Source organism: Actinomycetospora termitidis (assembly GCF_030286555.1).
GTDB classification, from domain to species: domain Bacteria; phylum Actinomycetota; class Actinomycetes; order Mycobacteriales; family Pseudonocardiaceae; genus Actinomycetospora; species Actinomycetospora termitidis.
In genome coordinates this window covers 14,532-35,241 of record NZ_JASVWF010000006.1, presented here as the reverse complement: position 1 = coordinate 35,241, position 20,710 = coordinate 14,532, and the positions used below count along the sequence as shown (strand labels likewise).

Here is a 20,710-nt window from a genome sequence, read left to right as displayed (position 1 = left end):
GCCGCGGTGTGCTCAGGGTGAGGCACGGCGACCGCTCAGGAGTCGAGCGGATGCCGCAGACGCAACCCTGGATACCGCGCGAACCCCCGGTCCGCGGTCACCCAGACACAGCCGTGCTCGATCGCCAGAGCAGCGAGAAAGGCGTCCGGGACTGCGTTGCCCCGGGCTCCCGTCCTGCGACACAGGTCGTCGAAGAGCGACCAGTGCCGCGGCCCGGGGTCGAGCGTGACCACGGACGGCGCGGAGCGGAGCATCCCGACCAGGTCGAGCGCTCGTGCGACGTCGAGTGGCTCCGCCAGCACCTTGGGATGTGTGACGACCCGGACGAACCCACTCGCGACCGCGGAGGGGAGACCGAGGGGTTCCGGACCCGACGCTGCGCCCTCCAGCCACTCCCGGTACGGCTCGTGGTGGGGGTCGTCCGCGTTGAACGCATGGACGAGGACGTTGACGTCGCAGGCGATCACTCGTGCTCCATGTGCTCGAGCAGCGCCGTGTTGTCGTCGAGATCGATTGCGGTACGAGGACGTCCACCGCGGAACGGCGTGACGCGGAACGGCTGCTCGGCCTGCTCCTCGCGCCGGAGCAACGCTGTACGGACACCGTCCTCGATCACCTGGCTCACGGTCTGCCCGAGCTCGGCGGCACGCCGCCGGACCTGGTCGAGCAGTCCGTCGTCGATCGTGATCGTCGTCCGCATGCATCACAGCATACGGACACCGCATCACGATGCAGGCGCGTTCCGAGAAGTCCCGCGCACCACAACTGCTCGACGCTGAAGCGCCCGGAGGTCGATCCTCGACGGTGATGACGGCGTGGATGCGGTGGGGGCTCCTGGCGGTCCTGACGCTCCTCGTCACGCTGGCCCTGCAGCAGGTCGACGTGCCCTCGGCGGCACTGTTCGCCGGGCTCGGGGTCGCGACGGTGCTGGCGCTGCTCGGCCTCGGCCCGACGACCGTCTCGAAGCCCGCCGTCGGCGGCGCGCAGGCCGTGATCGGCGTCGTGATCGGCCTGCTCGCCCGGCCCGACACGCTGGCCGCGGTCGCGTCGCAGTGGCTCCCGGTGCTGCTCGTCAGCGTGGGAACGCTCGCCGCGAGCATGGGCGCGGGTCTGCTGCTGGGCGTGCAGCGCGGGGTGTCGCCGCTGACCGGGATGCTCGCGTTGACCGCCGGCGGTGCGTCCGGGCTGACCGCGATCGCCCGTGACCTCGGCGGCGACGAGCGGGTCGTGTCGGTGATCCAGTACCTGCGGGTCGGGCTGGTCACGGCGACCATGCCGATCGTCGCGGCGGCGGTGTTCGGGGCGGCGCACGTGGGGTCGAGCGGGTCGGTCGAGGGGTCCGCGCCCTGGTACGTGGGGCTCGCTCTGGTGGCGGTGTGCTCGCTGGCCGCGTGGCCGGCGGAGAAGCTCCGAATCCCGGCCGGTGCACTGCTCGGCCCGATGATCGTCGCGATCGTGCTGTCGGTCAGCGGCCTGACGTTCGGCGGCTCGGTGCCCGACCTGCTCGTCGACCTCGCCTACGCCGTGATCGGTTGGCAGGCCGGCGTGCGGTTCACCCGCGAGGCGGTGCGGACGGTGCTGCGGGTCCTGCCGCTCGCGACGGCGCTCATCGTGCTGATCATGGCGGCCTGCGCGGCCCTGGGCCTGCTGCTCTCCGCGATCACCGGCGTCACCCCGCTCGAGGGTTACCTCGCCACGAACCCCGGCGGCATCTACGCCGTGCTCGCCACCGCGATCTCGTCGGGCGGGGACGTCACGTTCGTCGTGGCGGTGCAGGTCGTGCGGGTGATCCTGATGCTGCTGGTCGCGCCGGCGTTGGCTCGCCTGGCGGGGCCGCGGTCAGTCGCTCGCTGACGGCTCGTCGTCGTCCTGCGCTGCGGCCGGCTGGGCCGCACGCAACCGCACGACCCCGCTCTCCAGGTCGAGCCCGACGATCTGCGCCCGCTGGCCGCTGTCCTCGCCCTCCTCGACGCCCTCGAGCTTCGGGGACCGGAACACGCCGCCGAACGCCGTCATGATGTCCAGCGTAGGTGCTCGGCGGTGAAGCGCCCATGATCACCGAACCGCTACTCGTCCCAGGTGACCCGATCGATCGGGCGAGTGTCCAGCTCGGGGGTCCCGACGACGACCAGTTCCCCGGCTCCGGCCGGCGCGATCACCGGCGGCGGCTCGCCGCAGACGGCGTGGACGATCGAACGTTCCAGGGCGGGGCGGAGCAGGTCGGTGAGCTCGGCGCTCTGCGGCTCGCGGAACGCGTCGACCAGCGCGGGGAAGTCGACGAGCGTCGCGGCCGCGGCCGGCGTCGAGACGGTGCAGACCACCTGACGACGGCGGCTCGCGACCCGGTGCGACCACGTCAGCACCACCGTCCCGTGCACCGCCCGCCAGAACGCGCGCTCCGCCGACGGCGCCGCCAGCGGCTCCTCGCCCAGGACCTCGACGACCTTCTCCCCCCGCACGTCGACCGCCGTCGACTCGAGCTCCGCGAGGCGGTCGGTGTCGTCGGGGTCGTCGGCGAGGGCGGTGAACGCGCCGACCACATCCTCGTCGTCGAGCATCCGCGCGAGGTCGAGCCGCTCGGCCTCGATGCGGTAGTGGTGCACGGCGAGCTGCGGGGCGTCCTCGGTCGCGCGGGGGCGGGCGACGACGACGGAGAGGTCCAGCCGGTCGTACGGCTCGTCGTCGTCGGTGACGTCGCGCGTGTCGGCGAGGTCGGGCCACAGCAGCAGCGAGCGCGACCCGTCGTCGGGAACCTCCTGCACGCCGGTGCGGTCGAGGACGAGGCCGAGGAGGCGCAGCTGGTCGGTGACGAGCTCGTCGACGTAGTCGCGGACCTCGGCGAGGTCCCGACGACGGGCGCGCGCGTCACGTTCGAGGAGGCGGGCCACTTCGGGGCGGAGGTCCTCGGGCTTCCGCTCCTCGAGCCGCCGGAAGCGGCGGTACGCCTCGTACGCGAGCCCGGCCAGCGCTGCCAGGAGCACGAGGAACCCGGCCAGCACCCACGGCCACTCGAGGCCGTCGGTCTGCGCGACGGGCGCGGGCGTGACGGTCACCGGGGTGTCGACCGTCGTCGTCTGCTGCCCCAGCCGCGTCAGCCCCTCGACCGCGGCCTCGTTCCCGACGTCGAGCCGCTGCGCCGCCTCGTAGTGCGTGATCGCGCCGGCCTGGTCGCCCGCCGTCTCGGCCGCGGAGCCGGTGGCGACCTCCTGGTAGGCGGCCGCGTAGCGCTGGCTCGCGGCGGTGAGTCCGTTCGTGCCGCAGTCGCCCTCCTGGGCCTGGACCGCGCGCGCCGACAGCTCCGTGGCCGCCGCGACGTGACCGGCCTCCAGCTGGGTCGCCGCGGCGTCGCAGAGCGGGGTGGGCGCAGCCGCGCATCCCGCGGTCGTCGCCAGGACCGCGAGCAGGACCGCGGACGCGGCGAGGAGTGATCGCACCACGGGATTTCCTACAACATGCTGCTCATCGGACCGACGGTGGGCTCGGGCGGTCGCACTCGTGGGACCGGGGTCGATGGGGCCCGTGGGCGGCGCTAGGTTCGCGAGTGGCGTGTGTGGTGCACAGGAAACCTGTGCACCGGACACGGCGCTCGTGAACCTAGCGCCCCTCACGCGGGGTGGGCCGGAGGCCGATGTCCCGACCGCGGTGGGGCGAGGCGGAGCATCGCGACGGCGTGGTCGAGGTCGAGCCACTCGTGCTCGGCGCCGAACGCGACGATCTCCTGCGTGCGGGCCAGGTACTCGGCGAGGGCCGCGTGGGGCGCGCGGAACACGGCGCGCCCGCCGGGCCACCGCAGTTCGATCTCGACGACTCTGCCCGGCGCGGGCGTGTCGAGGGGGCGGAGGCGCACGTCGCCCTCGCCGGCCGCCTCGATCAGGCCCTGGGCGAGCAGCCCGCGCGAGAACCGCCACACGACCTCGCGGGAGTGGGCGGTCCGGAACGCGAGGACCACCGCGTACGGCTCGGACCCGGTGTAGCGCAGCTCGACCGGCGCCGGGACCGGAGGGCGGTGGGCGTCCACGAGCTCGAGGACGACGGGGACGCGCACGAGGACGTCGTGTCGCATGGCAGGCCTTTCGCAACGTCGGGTGGTCGAGCGAGCTCGGGGAACGGAGACGATCACGCGTGGGGCGCACCCCGCGGCATCCGCAGCGGATGACGCGATGAGCCGCCCCCTCGTACGGCCCTTCGCCCGCCGGTGCTCGACGAGGTGGCCCCACGCGTGATCGCCCAGGCCGACCGGCCCCGAGTGGCGCAGCACCTCGAGCCGGACGACCGGTCCGGAGGGGACGGCGCACCCGGACGCCCCTGCCCGGACCGATCCGCGAACGGCCGCGCCGCGCGTCGATCACGAGGACCGGGCGAGCGCGCCGACCGGCGTCAGGTCCTGGGCAGCGGCCGGAGCGGCCCGTCCCGGAGTGACGGAGAGGTCGAACGCACGACCGCCACCCGCGCGCAGCGGACGGCGGACGTCGGGGCCTCAGTCAGGCCCGACGGAGACCTCGGGGAACCACCACGTGCACCGGCGGCCGCAGGCGAGGAGCACCAGACCGGCCAGGATCGCCGGCAGCGCGAACGGGTCGTCCAGCACGCCGGACAGGCCACTCACGCCGGCGCTCGCCGAGGCGCCGGCCGTCCCGGTGGGGGCCGCCGGAGCGACCGGGCTGCCGGGGGCAGGCGCCCCGGACGGCGCCTGCCGGGACACCGGGACGGTGGCCGCGTCGGCCGTGCGCGGCGCGCTCGACCAGGTCGGGGGCTGCGCCCCGGGGTCATGTGCCGGCCCGCCCACGAGGACCGGCCGGGAGCGGGTCGGGACGGCGGCCGGGGACCGGGTCGCGTCCGTCCCGGGCGCGAGCGTCGGCGACGTCGTTCGCACCCCGACTCCGGTCGTGCCGTCGAGCCCGGTCAACGTGTCGCGCGGTGGACCGAGGGCACTCGTCGCGATCGCTCCGACCGTCCCGGTCAGCGCCGTCGTGGTGCCGGTCAGGCCGGTGACCGTGCCGGCGAGGAGGCCGCCGGTCGTGCCGAGAGCGGTCCGGCCGAGCGTGTCGACCGTGCCCGTCAGCGCTGTCGTGGTGCCGGTCAGGCCGGAGACGGTGCCGACGAGGACGCCACCGGTCGTGCCGAGAGCGGTCCGGCCGAGCGTGTCGACCGTGCCGGTCAATTCCGTCGTGGTGTTCGCCAGACCCGTGACCGTGCCGGCGACGAGGCCCGTTCTGCCCACCGCGTCGACGGTCCCGGTGAGCGCCGTCGTCGTGGCGGTCAGGCCGGTGACCGTCCCGCCGAGGAGGCTTCTCGTCCCGCCGACGGCGGTCCGGCTGACCGTGTCGACCGTCCCGGTGAGTGACGTCGTCGTGTCGGTCAGGCCGGTGACCGTGCCGTCGGTGAGGCTTCTCGTTCCGCCGACGGCGGTCCGGGCGAGCGTGTCGGCCGTCGACGTCAGAGCTGCGGCGGGTGCGCGGTCCGACGTGCGTCCCGAGGTGGTCGGAGAGGTCGCGGACCGGGTCACGAGGTCGGAGGCCCGGCCCGCCGCGGCGGTCTTCGTGACGGCCGACGTCGTGGCGGCGAGCGTCCTGGTCAGCGTCGTCGACACGCGCTGCGCGGAACCCCCGGCAGTCGTCGCCGTCGCCTTCGTCAGGACCGACTTCGCCTTCGCCGGGGTCGACTTCGCCTTCGCCTTCGCCGGGGTCGACGTCGCCTTCGCCGGGGTCGACGTCGCCTTCGCCTTCGCCGGGGTCGACGTCGCCTTCGCCGGGGTCGACTTCGCCGATTCCGTCTTCGTCGAGTCCTTCTTCGCCGGCTTCGCCGGTTCCGACGTCGTCGAGTCCTTCTTCGCCGAGGACTCCTTCGGCGACGACTCCTTGCCCGAGGTCTCCTTGCCGGAGCTCTTGCCGGTGACCGCGTGCACCACGGAGCTCACCGGGCCGGTCGAGGAGCCGCCCGAGGACGCTCCGTCGTCGGGGGCCGCCTGCGCCGGTCCGGCGAGCAGGAGTCCGGCGAGGAGGAACCCGCCCAGCAGCCCGGCGAGGAGCACGAGGCGGCGGAGGAGGCCGGACGCGACCGGCTCCGAGTGAGTGTCGTCGTGCACGACTCCCACCCCCTCGACGTCCCGATCCGCCCACGCCGGTCCGAGGTGACGACCCGTTCCCGGCGTCGTCGAGACGCGGAACGGACACCTCAGACAACGAGGAGTACCGCGAAGACTCCTGAGAGTGAACTCAAGTGAGCGGTTTCACAACCTCTCTTGCGACACCCCGCGGCATCGGGGTGCACGCGCTGCTGCCATCGGTGTATCGCGCGCACGATTCAGCGACCCCGCCGACGTGAGGGGAGGATCCGAGCGCTCTGATGACTCGAGGGTTCCCCTCACGCGAGAGGGGCGACCTCGACGACCAGCTTGCCCAGCGCCGCCCGCTCCCCCAGCGCCGCGACCGCCTCGTGCGCACGGTCGAGCGGGTACGTCCCGCCGATCGGCGGGTCGATGGCGCCGCTCTCGAGGAACGGGACGATGCGGTCCCACTCGCGGCGCTGCACGCCCGGGCGCGGCAGTGCGTACGCGCCCCACCCGACCCCGCGCACGTCGATGTTGTTCAGCAGCAGGCGGTTCACCTTCACCGTCGGGATGTCACCCGCCGTGAACCCGATGACGAGCAGCCGCCCGAGCGGGGCGAGGCAACGCAGCGAGTCGGTGAAGCGGTCGCCGCCGACCGGGTCGACGACCACGTCGACGCCCGCCCCGCCGGTCGCCTCGAGCACGGCGTCCTTGAACCCGTCGCTCGGCACCGTCTCGACCCCGAGTCCCCGGACGAACTCCGCCTTCTCCTCCGACGACGTCACGCCGATGACCCGGGCGCCGAGCGCGAGCGCCAACTGCACCGTCGCCGTCCCGATCCCGCCCGCGGCGCCGTGCACCAGCACGGTCTCCCCCGCCTGCAGCCCTCCGCGAACGACCAGCCCGAACGACATCGTCAGGTAGTTCATCGGCAGGCTCGCGCCCGCGGTGAACGAGACGGCGTCGGGCAGCGGGAAGACGCCGTCGGCCGGTGCCACCACCAGCTCGGCGAAGGCCCCGACCGTGCTCGTCGCCGCGACCCGCTGCCCCGTCGTGAACCCGCTGTCCTCCGGGGCCCACCGCACCGTCCCGGCCGGCTCGCCGCCGAGGGTGAAGGGCAGCTCCGGCTTGTACTGGTACCGGTTCTGGGTCAGCAGGAGGTCGGGGAAGTTCACCCCGGCCGCGGCGACCTCGATCAGCACCTCGCCGTCGCCGGGCTCCGGTTCCGGGACGTCCTCGACCGTGAGGGCGGCCGGGCCGTCGTGGGTGGTCACTCGGACAGCGCGCACTTCTTACCTCCTTGTGGCTTCGCCAGGTGAGCACCTGTTGTCCCTATGACGACAACAAGTGCTCACCTGCCGCCAGGCACATATCGGGGATTGGACAGCGCGAGCCGGGACAGGGTCGCGCTGCGCACGGCCGCTGCCACCGGCTCGTCGTCGGGATCGAGGGAACCGTCGCGCAGGCGCGCGGCCAGCTCGACGTCGTCGGCGCAGCCCGCCCGCGCCAGGCACTCGGCATGACGGCGGGTCAGCTCCGGTCCGAGGGTCAGCTCGCGGCGCACGATCTGCAGCCCGTTGCGGGCGACGCGGGCGAGGTAGCGGGAGCGGTCGTCGGCGGGTGCGAGCTCGTCGACGACGGCGCCGGCGATCGCGTCGAGGAGGTCGTCGACGGTCGGACGCTCCCCCGACGACGGCGCCGCGGCCACCTCCGGCAGCTCGGTCCCGACCAGCCCCAGCACCAGCAGCGCGTCGTACTCCGCCTCGACCGCCCGCCGCCCGAGGACCGCCATCTCCATCGACCGCTCCGACCCGCCGAGGTGCCGCTCCGCCTGGATGCGGCAGATCACCGCCCAGTGCACGCAGGCGTAGACCTCCCACCAGCGCACGTCGTCGGCGTCGGGCCGGGCACCCGCGACCTCGGCGTACCCCGCGAACAGCTCCTCCCGCGGACCGAACCCGCCGACCTCCTCCACCGCGCCGAACCGCCACGCCCGGGCGCAGAGCCAGCCGAGGTCCTCGCGCGGGTCGCCGAGGTGGGCGAGCTCCCAGTCGAGGACGGCGGCGAGCCCGTCGTCGTCGATCAGCAGGTTGCCGTTGCGGAAGTCGCCGTGGACGACGGCGCTCCCCGTTCCCGACGGCGGGTGCGCCGACAACCAGCGGAACGCCGCCTCCAGCGCGGGGCGGGGCTCGTCGAACGCGTCGTGCTGGGCCCGCAGCGAGTCGACCGGGTCGTCGATCCGCTCCAGCGACGGCACGTCCGCCGGGTCGAGCGCGTGGATGCGGGCGAGGACGCGGCCGAACTGACGCGGCAGCCGGGCGCGCACGTCGGCCCAGCGCTCGTCGCGCAGCAGCCGCCCGGGCAGCGTCTCCCCGTCGAGCCGCTCCATGATCAGGTAGGGCGACCCGACGGCGTCGGAGCCGTCGCCGACCGCCACCAACGTCGGGATCGGCACACCCGCCGCGGCGCACGCCCGGAAGCACTCCGCCTCGCGGCGCATCTCCACCGGACGCGGCACCTCCGGCGGGTCGCGGCGCAGCACGAGCGCGCGGCCATCGGCCTCGAACGTCCAGGTCTCGCGGCTCGCGCCCGCCGACACGCGGCGCAGATCGGTGACCGACGCCCCCAGCAGCGTCGACAGCGCCTCCTCGAGTGAACTCACCGCCCGCACCCCACCGCGTCGAGTGCGATCGCGCGATGCCGCGTCACGACGTCGTCGTCGGTCAGGGGGCCGCCGCGGCGGTACCAGGTCGCGACCCCGGTGCACGCCGTCGTGATGAAGCGGGAGGCCTCGTCGGGATGGGCGGTCGTGAACCGCCCGGACCGGACGCCGTCGCGCACGACCCGGTCGAACAGGCGCTGCTGGGCGTCCCGCTTCGCGACGACCAGCGCCCGTCCGGGAGCTTCCAACGCACGCAACTCGCTGTTGCCGATGAGGCTCTCCCGCTGCGAGTCCATGTGCACGCGGACGTGGGCCTCGACGATCGCGCCGAGCCGGTCGGCGGGGTCCGGGCCGGCGTCGTCGAGCGCGTCCTCGGTGGCGCGCAACAACACGTCGAGCCCGCGGTCGCACAGCCGCACGAGCAGGCCCTGCTTGGACTCGTAGTGGTGGTAGAGCACCGCCGGGCTCGTGCCGGCCGCCGACGCGATGTCGCGCACCGACGAGCCGTGGTAGCCGTTCACCGCCATCACCTCGACCGCCGCCGCGAGCAGGGCGGCCGCGGTCGGCTCGTCGCCGGGACGCGTCAGCACCGTCGGCGGCGGCACCGTCCGACGACGGGCCTCGACAGGCACCATGCCCGCCAGCCTAGCTCGTCGAACGCTCGTTCAACCAGCCGTTGACGGTGTGAGCAGCATCGTCCTACCGTGGTTGAACGCTCGTTCGACGAGGAGGTGAGGGCGTGGCGGGTCCGTACGCCGGGCTGCGGGTCTTCGACCTCAGCCACGTGATCGCCGGGCCGTTCTGCACACGGATGCTGGCCGACCTCGGCGCGGACGTCATCCGGGTCGAGCAGCCCGCCGGCGACCTGATGCGCGCGCTGCCCGTCGCGGTCGGCGACCCGGCGGATCACCTCTCCAGCGCCTACGCCCAGTACAACTGCGGCAAGCGCTCGATCGGCCTGAACCTCAAGGACGACCGGGGCCGCGAGCTCGCGCTGGAGCTGGCCGACTGGGCCGACGTCGTCGTCGAGAACTTCGCACCCGGAGCGCTCGACCGCCTGGGCCTCGGCTGGGACGTCCTGCACGCCCGCGACCCGCGCACGATCCTCTGCTCGCTGTCGACGTTCGGCACCGAGGGCCCGTACGCGCACCTCTCCGGCTTCGGGCTGGTCGCCGAGGCTTACTCCGGGCTGATGTCGCTGACCGGCTCCGAGGGCGGCCCGCCGATGCACTTCGGCACCGCGCTCGCCGACGTCAACTCCGCGGTCCACGGCCTCGCGGCGATCGGCGCCGCGCTGCACCACCGCGAGCGGACCGGCGAGGGCACGCACGCCGACGTCTCCGCCTTCGACTCGCTGTTCGCCATGATCGACCAGCAGCCGGCGGCGGGTGCGTTCACCGACGGCGAGGCGGTGCGCGGCCGCTACGGCAACCGGCACACGACCTCCGTCCCGTCCGGCGTCGCGACCTGCGCCGACGGCACCCACCTCGCCTACGGCATGGCCGGCGACGTGTTCTTCGCGCGGCTCGTGACGGCGATGGACGCGACCGATCTCGCCGAGCGGTACGGCGCGGTCGCGGCCCGCGTCGCCGACCCCGGTCCGCTCTACGACCGCATCGAGGCGTGGGCCGCGACCTGGTCCACCGCCGACGCGCTCGTCGAGCACCTCGTCGCCCACGGCCTGTCCGCCGCGCGGGTCCGCGGCGTCCGCGAGAACCTCGCCGACCCGCACCTGATCGCGCGCGGGACGTTGAGCCCGGTCGAGTTCCCGGGGCACGGCGAGGTCCTGCTGCCGACCGCGCCGTTCCGGTTCTCCGGCGCCGAGGTCCGGCCCGGCGCGCCGCCGGGCGCGATCGCCGCCGACTCCGACGCCGTCCTGCACGACGTCCTCCACCTCGACGACGGCGCCGTCGACGCGCTGTTCGACGACGGGGTGGTCCACGGCCCGACGAACGGAAGGACCCGATGACCGTCTCCCTGGACCGGTCCGACGACGGGCGGGTCGCGACCCTGCGCTTCGTCGGCCCCCACCCGAACGTCCTGGACCTCGAGACCCTGGAGGCGATGCTCGCCCGGGTCCGCGAGGTCGAGGCGGACCGGACGGTGCGAGTCCTGCTCATCACCGGCACCCCGACCGTCTTCTCCGGCGGCGCCGACCTCACCTCCCTCGGCGCCCTCGACGACGACGCCTACCGGCACTACATCGCCACCGAGTACCGGCTGTTCGCCGAGGTCGAGGCGCTGCCGCTGGTCACCGTCGCCGTCATCGCCGGGCCGTGCGTCGGCAACGCCACCGAGCTCGCCCTGGCCTGCGACTTCCGGATCTGCGCGACCGACGCCCGGATCGGCCTCCCCGAGATGCGCGTCGGGTTCGTCGCGCCCGCCCAGCGGCTCACGGCCTTCGTCGGGATCGGCCGGGCCAAGGAACTGCTCTACGGCGGGAAGCTGCTCGCCGCGTCCGACGCGCTGGACCTCGGCCTCGTCACCACCGTCACGGACGACCTCGAGGGGGAATCCGCTCGCGCAGCCCAGAAATACGCGGCCTACCCGCCGTTCGCCCTCGCATTCACCAAGCAGGGCGTCCACCGCTGCTACGGCGCCGACGACCGCCGGTTCGATCACGCCGAGCAGGACGCCGCCTTCGCCACCTTCCGCGGTCCCGACTTCGCCGAGGGCGCCGCCGCCGCTCTCGAGGGCCGACGCGCGGTCTTCACCTCGCAGCGGCCGACGTCATGATCATCGACCTGCTCGCGGGAGCGGTTCCCGACGACGAGGCCTTCGCTCTCTCCGAGGCCGTCACGCTCGGCCGCCTCCGGGGCTACGCCGAGCACTTCGGCGGGGACCTCCAGCCCGCCCGCACGCACGACGAGGTCACCGCCCGCTGGGCCGACGCGAAGAAGGCCGCCGTCGAGCGCGCGCCGTCCGAGGCCGAGTTCCTGACGATGCTCGACGACGGCGGGATCGACCTGGCCGGGGTGTACACCGAGTCGTTCGGCTCCCGGCTCGGCGTGCCGACCGCCGGGAACGGACTGGTCGCGGACTTCGTCGCCCGCCATCCGTCGCGGGTCGTCGGCTTCGCCGGCATCGACCCCTGGGAGGCGGACGCCGCACGGCTCGTCGACGAGGCCGTCGAGAGCGGTCTCTCGGGCGTCGTCCTCTCGCCGTTCAAGCAGCAGCTGCTGCCCGAGGACCCGCGGATGACCCGGGTCTACGGGCGCTGCGAGGCGCTCGGCGTCCCGGTCCTGCTGCACACCGGGATCAACTGGTCGCTCGACGCCGCCTACGACGTCGGGCATCCGCGTCACGTCGACGCGGTCGCGCGGGCGTTCCCCGACCTCAAGCTGGTCGCGTTGCACGCCGGGTGGCCGTGGGTCGAGGACATGCTGATGGTCGCGTGGCGGCACCGGCACGTGTACGTCGACCTGTCCGCGCACCGCCCGCGCACCTTCACCCGGCCCGACTCCGGCTGGGGCCCGCTGCTGCGCCTGGGCAACCGCCAGCTCGCCGACCGCGTGCTGTTCGCCTCCACGTGGACCCTGCTCGGCGTACCGCCCGCACGCCTCATCGAGGAGGTCCGCGCGCTCCCCCTCGACGATGCCGTGATCGACCGTTGGCTCGGCGGCAACGCCGCCCGACTGCTCGGGAGGGCCTGATGCTGGTCCACGACATCGTCCGCCACCACGCCCGGGCCCGCGGCGGCTCCGTCGCACTGGTCGTCGGCGAGCAGGAGTACACCTACCGCGCACTGCAGGACCTGGTCGACCGCACGGCCGCTGCGCTGGTCGCGCGCGGCATCGGGCACGGCGACCGCGTCGCGGTCCTCGCCAAGAACTCGCTCGAGTACGTCCAGCTCTACTTTGCGACGGCGGTCCTGGGCGCGATCCTCGTCCCGCTCAACTTCTGGCACCGGGCCGGGGAGCACGCCTACACGATCGCCGACGCCGAGCCGTCGCTGTGGTTCGTCGAGGCCGGGTACGACGACGTCGTCGGCGAGGCCCGCGCAGCGCATCCGGGGCTCCCCGTCCTGCGCATCCCCGGGCCGGAGGGCGACCGGGCCGACTGGGACGCGTTCCTCGCCGCCGCCGTCGAGGTGCCGCCGGCCGTGGTCGCCGACGACGACGCGCACATGATCCTCTACACCTCGGGCACCACGGGCCGGCCGAAGGGCGCGATCCTCTCCCACCGCCGCACCGTCGACGACGCCCTCGCGATGGCCACCGTGCTCCGCGCGCACGACCGCGACGTGTTCATGAACTACTTCCCGCCGTTCCACGTCGGGAACTGGGACCACATGAAGCCGTTCCTGCTGATGGGCGGCACCGTGATCCTGCTGCGCGAGTTCGACCCGGACGTCGTGCTGACGCTGCTCCCCCGCCACCGGGTGTCCGTCGTCCTCGGGGTCCCGACGATGCTGCACGCGCTGATCACGCACGAGCGCTTCCCGACGACGGACACCTCGTCGATCCGCCTGCTCTACTACGGCGCCTACGACCCCAGCGGCATCATGGACCGCACCGCCGAGGCCCTCGGCGCCCGCGAGGGCCGCGTGGCGTTCGCGCACACCTACGGGCTGACCGAGGCCGGGCCGTTCGTCACGTGGTGCCCGCCGGAGGACGTGTTCGACCGGTGGGGATCGGTCGGGCGCCCGATGCCCGGCGTCGACGTGGCCCTGCTCGATCCCGACGGCGCGGAGGTCGCCCCGGGCGAGCCCGGCGAGATCTGCGTGCGCGGACCCCGCATGACGGGCTACTGGCGCAACCCCGAGGCCACCGCGACGGCGCTCGCGGGCGGCTGGTTACACACCGGGGACGTGGCAGTGGCCGACCCCGACGGCTTCCTGACGATCGTCGACCGCACCAAGGACATGATCCGCTCCGGCGGGCAGAACGTGTGGTCCAAGGAGGTCGAGGACTGCCTGGCCCGCCATCCCGCCGTCATCGACGTGGCCGTGATCGGCGCGCCCGATCCCGTGTACGAGGAGCAGGTGGTCGCGGTCGTCGTTCCTCGTGACGGCGGATCGGACGAGCTGGCCGACGAGCTCGCCCGCTTCGTCAAGACGCACCTCGCGGGCTACAACACCCCGCGCCGGGTGCACTTCCTCGACGAGTTCCCGCGGACCGCCGTCGGGAAGATCCAGAAGCACGTGCTGCGGGAGAGGTTCCGATGAGCTCGATCGACCCCGACATCGCCGGGCTGCTGCGCGAGCTCGACGCCTTCATCGACGCCGAGATCGCCCCGCTGCAGGCCCAGGACGACAACGAGCGGTTCTTCGACCACCGCCGCGAGTTCGCCCGCACCGACGTCGAGGCGGGCGGGCTGCCCCGTCGGGACTGGGAGGACCTGCTCGCCGAGGCCTCCCGTCGTGCTGATGCCGCCGGCTTCTACCGGTACTCCCTGCCCACGGAGCTCGGCGGGCAGGCCGGGTCCGAGTCCGCGATGGCCGCGATCCGCGAGCACCTCGCCCACCGCGGGCTCGGGCTGCACAACGACCTGCAGAACGAGCACTCGGTCGTCGGGAACCTCGTCTTCGCGCACCTGCTGCACCTGTACGGGACGCCGGAGCAGCGCGAGGAGTTCGTCGAGGACGTCATCACCGGACGCCGCGGGCTCGCCTTCGGCCTGACCGAGCCCGAGCACGGCAGCGACGCGACCTGGATGGAGACGACCGCGCGGCGCGACGGCGACGACTGGGTGATCGACGGCGCCAAGCGCTGGAGCACCGGCGTGCACCGGGCGAGCCACGAGATGATCTTCGCGCGGACGTCCGGTGAGCCCGGCAGTGCGCGCGGCCTGTCGGCTTTCCTCGTGCCCACCGATGCGCCCGGCTTCGAGGTGCCGTTCTACTGGTGGACGCTGAACATGCCGACCGACCACGGCGAGGTCGTGCTGCGCGACGTCCGCGTGCCCTCCTCGGCCCTGTTCGGCGAGGAGGGGCGCGCCCTCGACGTGGCCCAGACGTTCGTGCACTCCAACCGCATCCGCCAGGCCGCCTCGAGCCTCGGCGCCGCGCAGTACTGCATCGACCGGGCCGTGGCGCACGCCCGCGAGCGGGAGACCTTCGGCCGGGCGCTCTCGACCCGGCAGGCGATCCAGTGGCCGCTGGTCGAGCTGCACACCGAGGCGGCGATGCTGCGCGCCCTCGTCCGCGAGACGGCCGCCGAGCTCGACGAGTGCCACCGTGAGGGGCGCCCCGAGGTGTCGGTGGGCCACCACGTGTCGATGTGCAACTACCGCGCGAACCGGCTGGTGTGCGACGCGGCGGACCGCGCGATGCAGGTGTTCGGCGGGCTCGGCTACTCGCGGCACGAACCGTTCGAGCACATCTACCGGCACCACCGTCGCTACCGGATCACCGAGGGCGCGGAGGAGGTGCAGATCCGCCGCGTCGCGGGCCAGTTGTTCGGCTTCCTCTGACCACCCCGCCGCTCCGCCCTCCAGGAGAACCCCGTGGCCACTGCCCCTGATGCCCCGCCGCCGTCCGCCGCCGCCGTCATCGCCACCCCGGCGTTCGGCGAGCTCGTCCGCGGCCGCCGGTCCTTCGCGCTGACCGCCACCGCGGTGGGCTTCGGCGCCTACCTGCTGCTGATCGTCGTGTCCGGCTTCACCGAAGCCCTGCGCGCCCCGTTCTTCGGGTTCGCGAGCTGGACCTTCGTCCTGACGGCGGTGATCTTCCCGCTCGTCTGGCTGCTCTGCGGGCTGTACGTGCGCCGCGCCGCGACGTGGGACCGCCTCGCCGAGCAGGCGCTGGTCGAGGCCGCGGGCGAGACGTCCGAGGCCCGGCGATGAGCGCCGACCCGATCACCGTCGCGATCTTCGTGGCCGTGATCGCCGTGACCCTGGGGATCACCGCCTGGGCGGGCCGCCGGAACCGGACGGCGTCGTCGCACTACGTCGCCGGCGGGCAGATCACCGGCTGGCAGAACGGTCTCGCGATCGTCGGGGACCTGCTCTCGGCGTCGACCTTCCTCGGCGTCGCCGGCCTCCTCGCCCTCCAGGGCGTGTACGGCTTCTACCTGCTCGCGGGCGGCCTGGTCGCCTTCCTGCTCGTGCTCCTGCTGGTCGCCGAGCCCCTGCGCAACCTGGGCCGGTTCACCGTCGCCGACGTCCTGTCCAGCCGCTTCCGCTCCCGCGGGGTCCGGGCGGTCATGGCGGTCAACACGCTGATCGTGACGATCTTCTACATGATCGCCCAGCTCGTCGGGGCGGGCGTGCTCATCAGCCTGCTCGTGGGCATCCCGTACTGGACCGCGGTCTCGGTCGTCGGCGTGCTCATGGCCGTCTACATCACCGTCGGCGGCATGCTCGCGACGACCTGGATCCAGATCGTCAAGGCCGTGATGCTCCTCGCCGCGATGGCGTTCCTCGTCGTGCTCACGCTGGCCCGGTTCGACTTCGACGTCGTCGCCATGTTCACCGCCGTCGAGGCGAGCGCGGCCAACGACCTCTTCTCCCGGGCCAGTGGCCTGCTGCCGGGCCTCGAACTGGTGTCGGTCGCGGTCGCCCAGGTGCTCGGCACCGCGGCGCTGCCGCACATCCTCATCCGCTTCTTCACCGTGCCGGACGCGCAGGTCGCCCGGAAGTCGATGAGCGTCGCGCTGTGGGTCCTCGGGCTGGCGTTCCTCGCGATGCCGTTCATCGGCTACGGCGCCGCCGCCCTGGTCGGGCAGGTGCAGGTCCGTGCTGCGAACTCGGCCGGCAACCTGGCCGCACCGCAGCTCGCGGAGCTGCTCGGCGGGCCGGTGCTGTTCGCCGTCATCGCCGCGGTGGCCTTCGCGACGATCCTCGCGGTGGTCGCGGGCCTCGTCATCGCGGGCTCCGGCGCGGTCGCCCACGACCTCTACAGCTCGCTGTGGCGCAAGGGCCGCGCCACCGACGCCGAGCAGGTGCGCGCGGGGCGGATCGCCGCGATCGGGATCGCGCTCGTGTCGATCGTGCTCGCCCTCGGTGCGCAGAACACGAACATCGCCCTGCTGGCGCTCATGGCCGTGGTAGTGGCGGCGAGCGCGAACGTGCCGGTCCTGGTCCTGCTGCTGTTCTGGCCGCGCCTGACCACCCGGGGCGCGATCACCGGCATCACCGCCGGCCTGATCAGCTCGGTCGTCCTGGTGCTGGTCGGGCCGGGCGTGATGGGGGACGCGGCACTCTTCCCGCTGTCGTACCCGACGCTGGTCTCGGTGCCGCTGGGCTTCCTCGGGTGCTATCTCGGGACCCGGTTCAGCGGCCCCCGCCCGCCGACCGAGGCACCGTTCGACGACATGCACGTGCAGGCGACGACCGGTAGGACGCTCGTGTGAGCCCCACGCCGGACTCCGTCCTCCGCGACCGGTCGGACGACGGGGTCACCACCCTGACGATCGACCGGCCCCGGCGGAAGAACGCGCTGACCGTGGACGGGTGGGCGGCGCTGGCCTCCGCGCTGACCTCGTGCGCCTCCGACGGGACCCGCGCCCTGGTGCTGCGAGGGACCGGGGGCGACCTGTGTGCGGGCGCGGACCTGTCCGGTGACTCCGAGGGCTCCGACGACGACGGCCACCCGCTCGCACGGATGCGCCGGATCAACGAGGTCCCGATCGCCCTGCACGAACTGTCGGTGCCGTCGATCGCCGCCGTCGACGGGGTCGCCGTGGGCGCGGGGTGGAACCTGGCGCTGGGCTGCGACCTCGTGGTGGCCACGCCGCGCTCGCGGTTCTCCCAGATCTTCGCCCGACGGGGCCTGTCGCTGGATCTCGGAGGCTCGTGGCTGCTCCCCCGCATCGTCGGGATGCAGCAGGCGAAACGGCTGGCGCTGCTCGGCGAGATGATCGACGGCGAGGAGGCGTACCGGCTCGGGCTCGTCACCTGCCTCGTGGAGCCGGACGAGGTCGACCCCGTCGTCGCGGACCTGGCGGGACGCCTGGCCGCGGGCCCCCCGGTGGCGCTCGCGCAGACGAAGGAACTGCTGCACTCCGCCGTCTCGACGACGCTGCGCGAGGCGCTGGCGAACGAGGCGCGCGCCCAGTCGGTGAACCTCGCCGGCGACGACGCCCGCGCCGCCTTCGAGGCGTTCCGGGAGAAGCGGGAGCCGCGGTTCACCGGGGGGTGGGAGCGCTAGGTTCGCGAGTGCCGTGTCCGGTGCACAGGAATCCTGTGCACCACACACGGCGTCCGCGGCCCTACCGCAGCAGCAGCTGCACCAGCGCGGCCAGGCCCACGACGACGATCACGCCGCGCAGCACCACCGGCGGCAGCCGCCGACCGATACGCGCGCCGAGCAGCCCGCCGACGATCGAGCCACCGGCGATGAGCCCGACGACCGGCCAGGAGATGGGCGCCACGAGCGCGAACACGATGCCCGACAGCAGGTTCACCACCGCCGCCAGCACGTTCTTGACGGCGTTGTGGCGCTGCAGGTCGTCGTCGATCATCAGGCCCAGGACGCCCATGAGCAGCACGCCCTGCGCCGCCCCGAAGTAGCCGCCGTAGACGCCGGTGCCGAACACGGCCGCCTGGAGACCCGTCCCGACCCTCGTGCGCGGCTCGCCCGAGGGCCGTCGGGCGGCGATCCGGCGGGCGACGGCGGGCTGGATCACGACGAGTACGACCGCAAGCGCGACGAGCACCGGCACCACCGCGTCGAAGGCGGACGCGGGCAGCACGAGCAACAGGAGCGCCCCGCCGAGCCCGCCGACGACCGACGCGACCGCGAGGCGCAGGGTCCGTCCCCCGAGCCCGGCCAGCTCCCGCCGGTACCCGATGGCACCGGTGACCGAGCCAGGAACCAGCCCGAGCCCGTTCGACACGTTCGCCGTCAGCGGCGGGAACCCGAGCGCCAGCAGCACCGGGAACGTGACGAGCGTGCCGGACCCGACGATCGTGTTGATCATCCCTGCCCACACGCCCGCGACGGCGATGATGGCGGCGTCGCCGAGTGTCACGTCCGGATGATCGACCCCGGCAGGATGGAGCGCCAACTGTCGCCGCGGTGACACGGACACGGTCGGCCACGGCGCAGACCGACGACCGGCGCCCGATCACAGTGCTCCTCATGCGCACCCTGGTCCTGCTCGCCGTCGTCGCCGGTCTCGTCGTGGCGCTGGCCGGGTGCGCCCACGGGCTGCGGTCGCGTGAGGCGCTCGACGTGGTGCCGGGACTCCCGCCGATCGTCGCGATCGACGCCGAGGGCCAGCACTCGCTCGCCCTCGCCGTGGACGGGCGGGTCTTCTCCTGGGGCGACACCGAGGGCGGGCTGGGTGGGCCCGCTCCCGTGGCGGACTGCGACGACCGCTCCCCCAACGGCCCCACTCCCTGCCGGCCCGCACCCGCCGTCGTGCCGCTGCCCGCACCCGCCGTCGCGATCTCCTCCGCCGACGACCACCAGGTCGCCCTGACCGCCGACGGCACGGTGTGGACCTGGGGCTCGGACCACGACCCGCGGCACGCCGACTCCCCGGAGCGCTGCGACGCCCTGGCGTACGTCCGGCCGCCCTGCCACCTGACCCCGGCGCCTGTCACCGGCCTGCCGCCGATCGTCTCGGTCGACGCGGGCGTCTCGCACGTCGTGGCCGTCGACCGGGACGGCCGGGTCTGGCAGTGGGGCGAGGTCCCGGCACCGTGGGCGACGACGACCTGCTCCGGCGAACCCTCGTACGGCCGCGACTACCCGTGCTCACCGGAGCCCGTCGTCGTGCCGGGTCTCCCGCCGGTCGCCACCGTGGTGACGCACGGGACGATCTCCCTCGCGATCGACACCGACGGCAGGCTCTGGAGCTGGGCACCCGGCACCTCCGCGCAGCTGGGCCGCACGGCCATGCCGACCCGCCTGCCCGGCCCCGACGCCGTCGCCACGGTCGCCACCGGGCGCAACGGCACCGCGATCGTCGGCCGGGACGGCTCGGTCTGGGTGACCGGGCAACTGCAGGGTCTTCCCGACGGCGGGTGCGGACGACAGTGCACGCTGACCCCTGTCCAGGAGCTCGGGCCCGGATCGGCGGTGTCGACGACGGGCCCGACCGGCCTCCGCGTCCGGACCGCCGACGGCACCGTGCTCGTCCGCGACCGCGAGGGCGTCCAGGCCGGGGTGGTCGGGCCGCCGCCCTCGGGATGGGTGCCGGCGCCGGAGTTCGCCGGGGCCGTGATGGTCGCGCACGGCCAGCAGCACCAGCTCGTCCTCACCGCCGACGGCCGCGTCCTCGCCCGCGGCTACAACGCCTACGGCCAGCTCGGGGTGTAGGTCGGGAGTGCGCGGCGCGAGGTTCGGCGGCGCCGGGCGTTGCGTGACGCACACGGCCGGCAGGTTCGACTCGTCGCCGCACCTGCATTGCGTCACGCACACGGTCCGGAGCCGCGACCCGACTCCCGGCCGGCGTTGCGCCACGCACACGGCCGGCAAGCTCAACCTGCCCCGACCATCGCGTTGCGTCACGCACACGGCCGTGACGTTGGGCTCGACGCCGGGTTGCGCGACGCAACGCGCACGCGGCGGGAGGCGACTCTCGCCGACCGTGTGCAGGACGCAACGCGCACGCGGCGGCACGCGACCTTCGCCGACCGTGTGCGCGACGCAACGCGTATGCGGCAGCAAGCGACTTCCGCCAGCCGTATGCGGCACGCAACGCATATCCGACCGTCAGCGACTTCCGCCAGCCGTGTGCGCCACGCAAGAACGTGGCGCCAGCTCCTCAGACCACGCGCTTCGGCGTGACCGCGGTGAGCCGGTCGCTCAACGCCGACGGGACCACCCAGTCGTCGTCGGGAAGGCCGTTCTCACTCGCGTCGAAGGCGGCGGCTGCGTCGAGCAGCGACGGTGCATCCGCGGCGGAGAGGTGCGAGAAGCGCACGCGCGGCTTGCCCGGAGCGTCGACGGCGACGTTGCCGTCGTTCGGGCAGCCACCGAGGCAGGGCACGTGTCGGACCCGGACACCGCGCTCGGCCGCCCCGGTGAGGAGGCCGTCGAGCGCGGCGCCGAAGGAGCCGGTGTCCGGGCGGTCGCGGGGGCAGGTCCGGCAGACCAGCAGCGGCAC

General features: G+C 73.7%; 21 protein-coding genes. 10 read left to right on the top strand and 11 right to left on the bottom strand.

Annotation, left to right across the window (positions count from 1 at the left end; all coding sequences use genetic code 11):
- Positions 1 to 35: 35 nt before the first annotated feature.
- Positions 36 to 467: a type II toxin-antitoxin system VapC family toxin gene (locus QRT03_RS23205; protein ID WP_286055456.1), complete on the bottom strand. Its 432-nt coding sequence runs from the start codon at positions 465 to 467 to the stop codon at positions 36 to 38.
- Complete coding sequence (locus QRT03_RS23200) at positions 464 to 700, bottom strand: ribbon-helix-helix protein, CopG family (protein WP_286055455.1); 237 nt, start codon at positions 698 to 700, stop codon at positions 464 to 466. Before QRT03_RS23200 ends, QRT03_RS23205 begins: the two co-directional genes overlap by 4 nt.
- Positions 701 to 807: 107 nt before the next feature.
- On the opposite strand from QRT03_RS23200, the gene QRT03_RS23195 reads away from it, so the two are divergent.
- Positions 808 to 1,854, top strand: coding sequence for an AbrB family transcriptional regulator (locus QRT03_RS23195; RefSeq protein ID WP_286055454.1), 1,047 nt, complete (start codon positions 808 to 810; stop codon positions 1,852 to 1,854).
- Here QRT03_RS23195 and QRT03_RS23190 read toward each other — a convergent pair.
- From QRT03_RS23190 to QRT03_RS23160, 7 genes are all read right to left on the bottom strand, one after another.
- Positions 1,840 to 2,016 (bottom strand): hypothetical protein, encoded by a 177-nt coding sequence (locus QRT03_RS23190; protein ID WP_286055452.1) that lies wholly within the window; start codon positions 2,014 to 2,016, stop codon positions 1,840 to 1,842. The genes QRT03_RS23195 and QRT03_RS23190 overlap by 15 nt on opposite strands.
- 50 nt (positions 2,017 to 2,066) lie before the next feature.
- Complete coding sequence (locus QRT03_RS23185) at positions 2,067 to 3,437, bottom strand: hypothetical protein (protein ID WP_286055451.1); 1,371 nt, start codon at positions 3,435 to 3,437, stop codon at positions 2,067 to 2,069.
- Positions 3,438 to 3,604: 167 nt separating this feature from the next.
- Entirely contained in the window at positions 3,605 to 4,063 is a 459-nt protein-coding gene (locus tag QRT03_RS23180; protein ID WP_286055450.1) for an SsgA family sporulation/cell division regulator, read from the bottom strand.
- A 414-nt stretch (positions 4,064 to 4,477) separates the two neighbouring features.
- On the bottom strand, positions 4,478 to 6,085 hold the full coding sequence (locus QRT03_RS23175; RefSeq protein WP_286055449.1) for a hypothetical protein: 1,608 nt from the start codon (positions 6,083 to 6,085) through the stop codon (positions 4,478 to 4,480).
- A gap of 278 nt (positions 6,086 to 6,363) precedes the next feature.
- Positions 6,364 to 7,338 carry an NADPH:quinone oxidoreductase family protein gene (locus QRT03_RS23170; RefSeq protein WP_286055448.1) on the bottom strand — a complete coding sequence of 325 codons (975 nt, stop codon included), beginning with the start codon at positions 7,336 to 7,338 and terminating at the stop codon, positions 6,364 to 6,366.
- A 62-nt stretch (positions 7,339 to 7,400) separates the two neighbouring features.
- Entirely contained in the window at positions 7,401 to 8,711 is a 1,311-nt protein-coding gene (locus QRT03_RS23165) for a phosphotransferase family protein (RefSeq protein ID WP_286055447.1), read from the bottom strand.
- Complete coding sequence (locus tag QRT03_RS23160) at positions 8,708 to 9,346, bottom strand: TetR-type transcription factor C-terminal domain-containing protein (RefSeq protein ID WP_286055446.1); 639 nt, start codon at positions 9,344 to 9,346, stop codon at positions 8,708 to 8,710. The genes QRT03_RS23165 and QRT03_RS23160 overlap by 4 nt, the downstream gene beginning before the upstream one ends.
- 104 nt (positions 9,347 to 9,450) lie before the next feature.
- On the opposite strand from QRT03_RS23160, the gene QRT03_RS23155 reads away from it, so the two are divergent.
- The 8 genes from QRT03_RS23155 to QRT03_RS23120 are packed head-to-tail and all read left to right on the top strand — an operon-like array spanning position 9,451 to position 17,802.
- A complete protein-coding gene (locus QRT03_RS23155; protein ID WP_286055445.1) occupies positions 9,451 to 10,680 on the top strand; it encodes a CaiB/BaiF CoA transferase family protein in 1,230 nt (409 codons plus the stop codon).
- Positions 10,677 to 11,447, top strand: a complete 771-nt coding sequence (locus QRT03_RS23150) for an enoyl-CoA hydratase/isomerase family protein (RefSeq protein ID WP_286055444.1) — start codon at positions 10,677 to 10,679, stop codon at positions 11,445 to 11,447. Before QRT03_RS23155 ends, QRT03_RS23150 begins: the two co-directional genes overlap by 4 nt.
- Entirely contained in the window at positions 11,444 to 12,364 is a 921-nt protein-coding gene (locus QRT03_RS23145; RefSeq protein ID WP_286055443.1) for an amidohydrolase family protein, read from the top strand. The genes QRT03_RS23150 and QRT03_RS23145 overlap by 4 nt, the downstream gene beginning before the upstream one ends.
- Positions 12,364 to 13,878, top strand: a complete 1,515-nt coding sequence (locus QRT03_RS23140) for a class I adenylate-forming enzyme family protein (RefSeq protein ID WP_286055442.1) — start codon at positions 12,364 to 12,366, stop codon at positions 13,876 to 13,878. The genes QRT03_RS23145 and QRT03_RS23140 overlap by 1 nt, the downstream gene beginning before the upstream one ends.
- Positions 13,875 to 15,125 carry an acyl-CoA dehydrogenase family protein gene (locus QRT03_RS23135; protein WP_286055441.1) on the top strand — a complete coding sequence of 417 codons (1,251 nt, stop codon included), beginning with the start codon at positions 13,875 to 13,877 and terminating at the stop codon, positions 15,123 to 15,125. The genes QRT03_RS23140 and QRT03_RS23135 overlap by 4 nt, the downstream gene beginning before the upstream one ends.
- 33 nt (positions 15,126 to 15,158) lie before the next feature.
- Positions 15,159 to 15,497, top strand: a complete 339-nt coding sequence (locus tag QRT03_RS23130; RefSeq protein ID WP_286055440.1) for a DUF485 domain-containing protein — start codon at positions 15,159 to 15,161, stop codon at positions 15,495 to 15,497.
- Complete coding sequence (locus QRT03_RS23125; protein ID WP_286055439.1) at positions 15,494 to 17,005, top strand: solute symporter family protein; 1,512 nt, start codon at positions 15,494 to 15,496, stop codon at positions 17,003 to 17,005. Before QRT03_RS23130 ends, QRT03_RS23125 begins: the two co-directional genes overlap by 4 nt.
- Positions 17,002 to 17,802 (top strand): enoyl-CoA hydratase/isomerase family protein, encoded by an 801-nt coding sequence (locus QRT03_RS23120; protein ID WP_286055438.1) that lies wholly within the window; start codon positions 17,002 to 17,004, stop codon positions 17,800 to 17,802. The genes QRT03_RS23125 and QRT03_RS23120 overlap by 4 nt, the downstream gene beginning before the upstream one ends.
- A gap of 61 nt (positions 17,803 to 17,863) precedes the next feature.
- Here the strand turns inward: QRT03_RS23120 and QRT03_RS23115 are convergent, their stop codons facing one another.
- On the bottom strand, positions 17,864 to 18,625 hold the full coding sequence (locus QRT03_RS23115) for a sulfite exporter TauE/SafE family protein (protein WP_286055437.1): 762 nt from the start codon (positions 18,623 to 18,625) through the stop codon (positions 17,864 to 17,866).
- Between the two features lie 110 nt (positions 18,626 to 18,735).
- Between QRT03_RS23115 and QRT03_RS23110 the strand changes: the two genes are divergently transcribed.
- Entirely contained in the window at positions 18,736 to 19,920 is a 1,185-nt protein-coding gene (locus QRT03_RS23110; RefSeq protein WP_286055436.1) for an RCC1 domain-containing protein, read from the top strand.
- Between the two features lie 448 nt (positions 19,921 to 20,368).
- On the opposite strand, the gene QRT03_RS23105 is transcribed toward QRT03_RS23110, so the two are convergent.
- A complete protein-coding gene (locus QRT03_RS23105; protein ID WP_286055435.1) occupies positions 20,369 to 20,710 on the bottom strand; it encodes a DUF1636 family protein in 342 nt (113 codons plus the stop codon).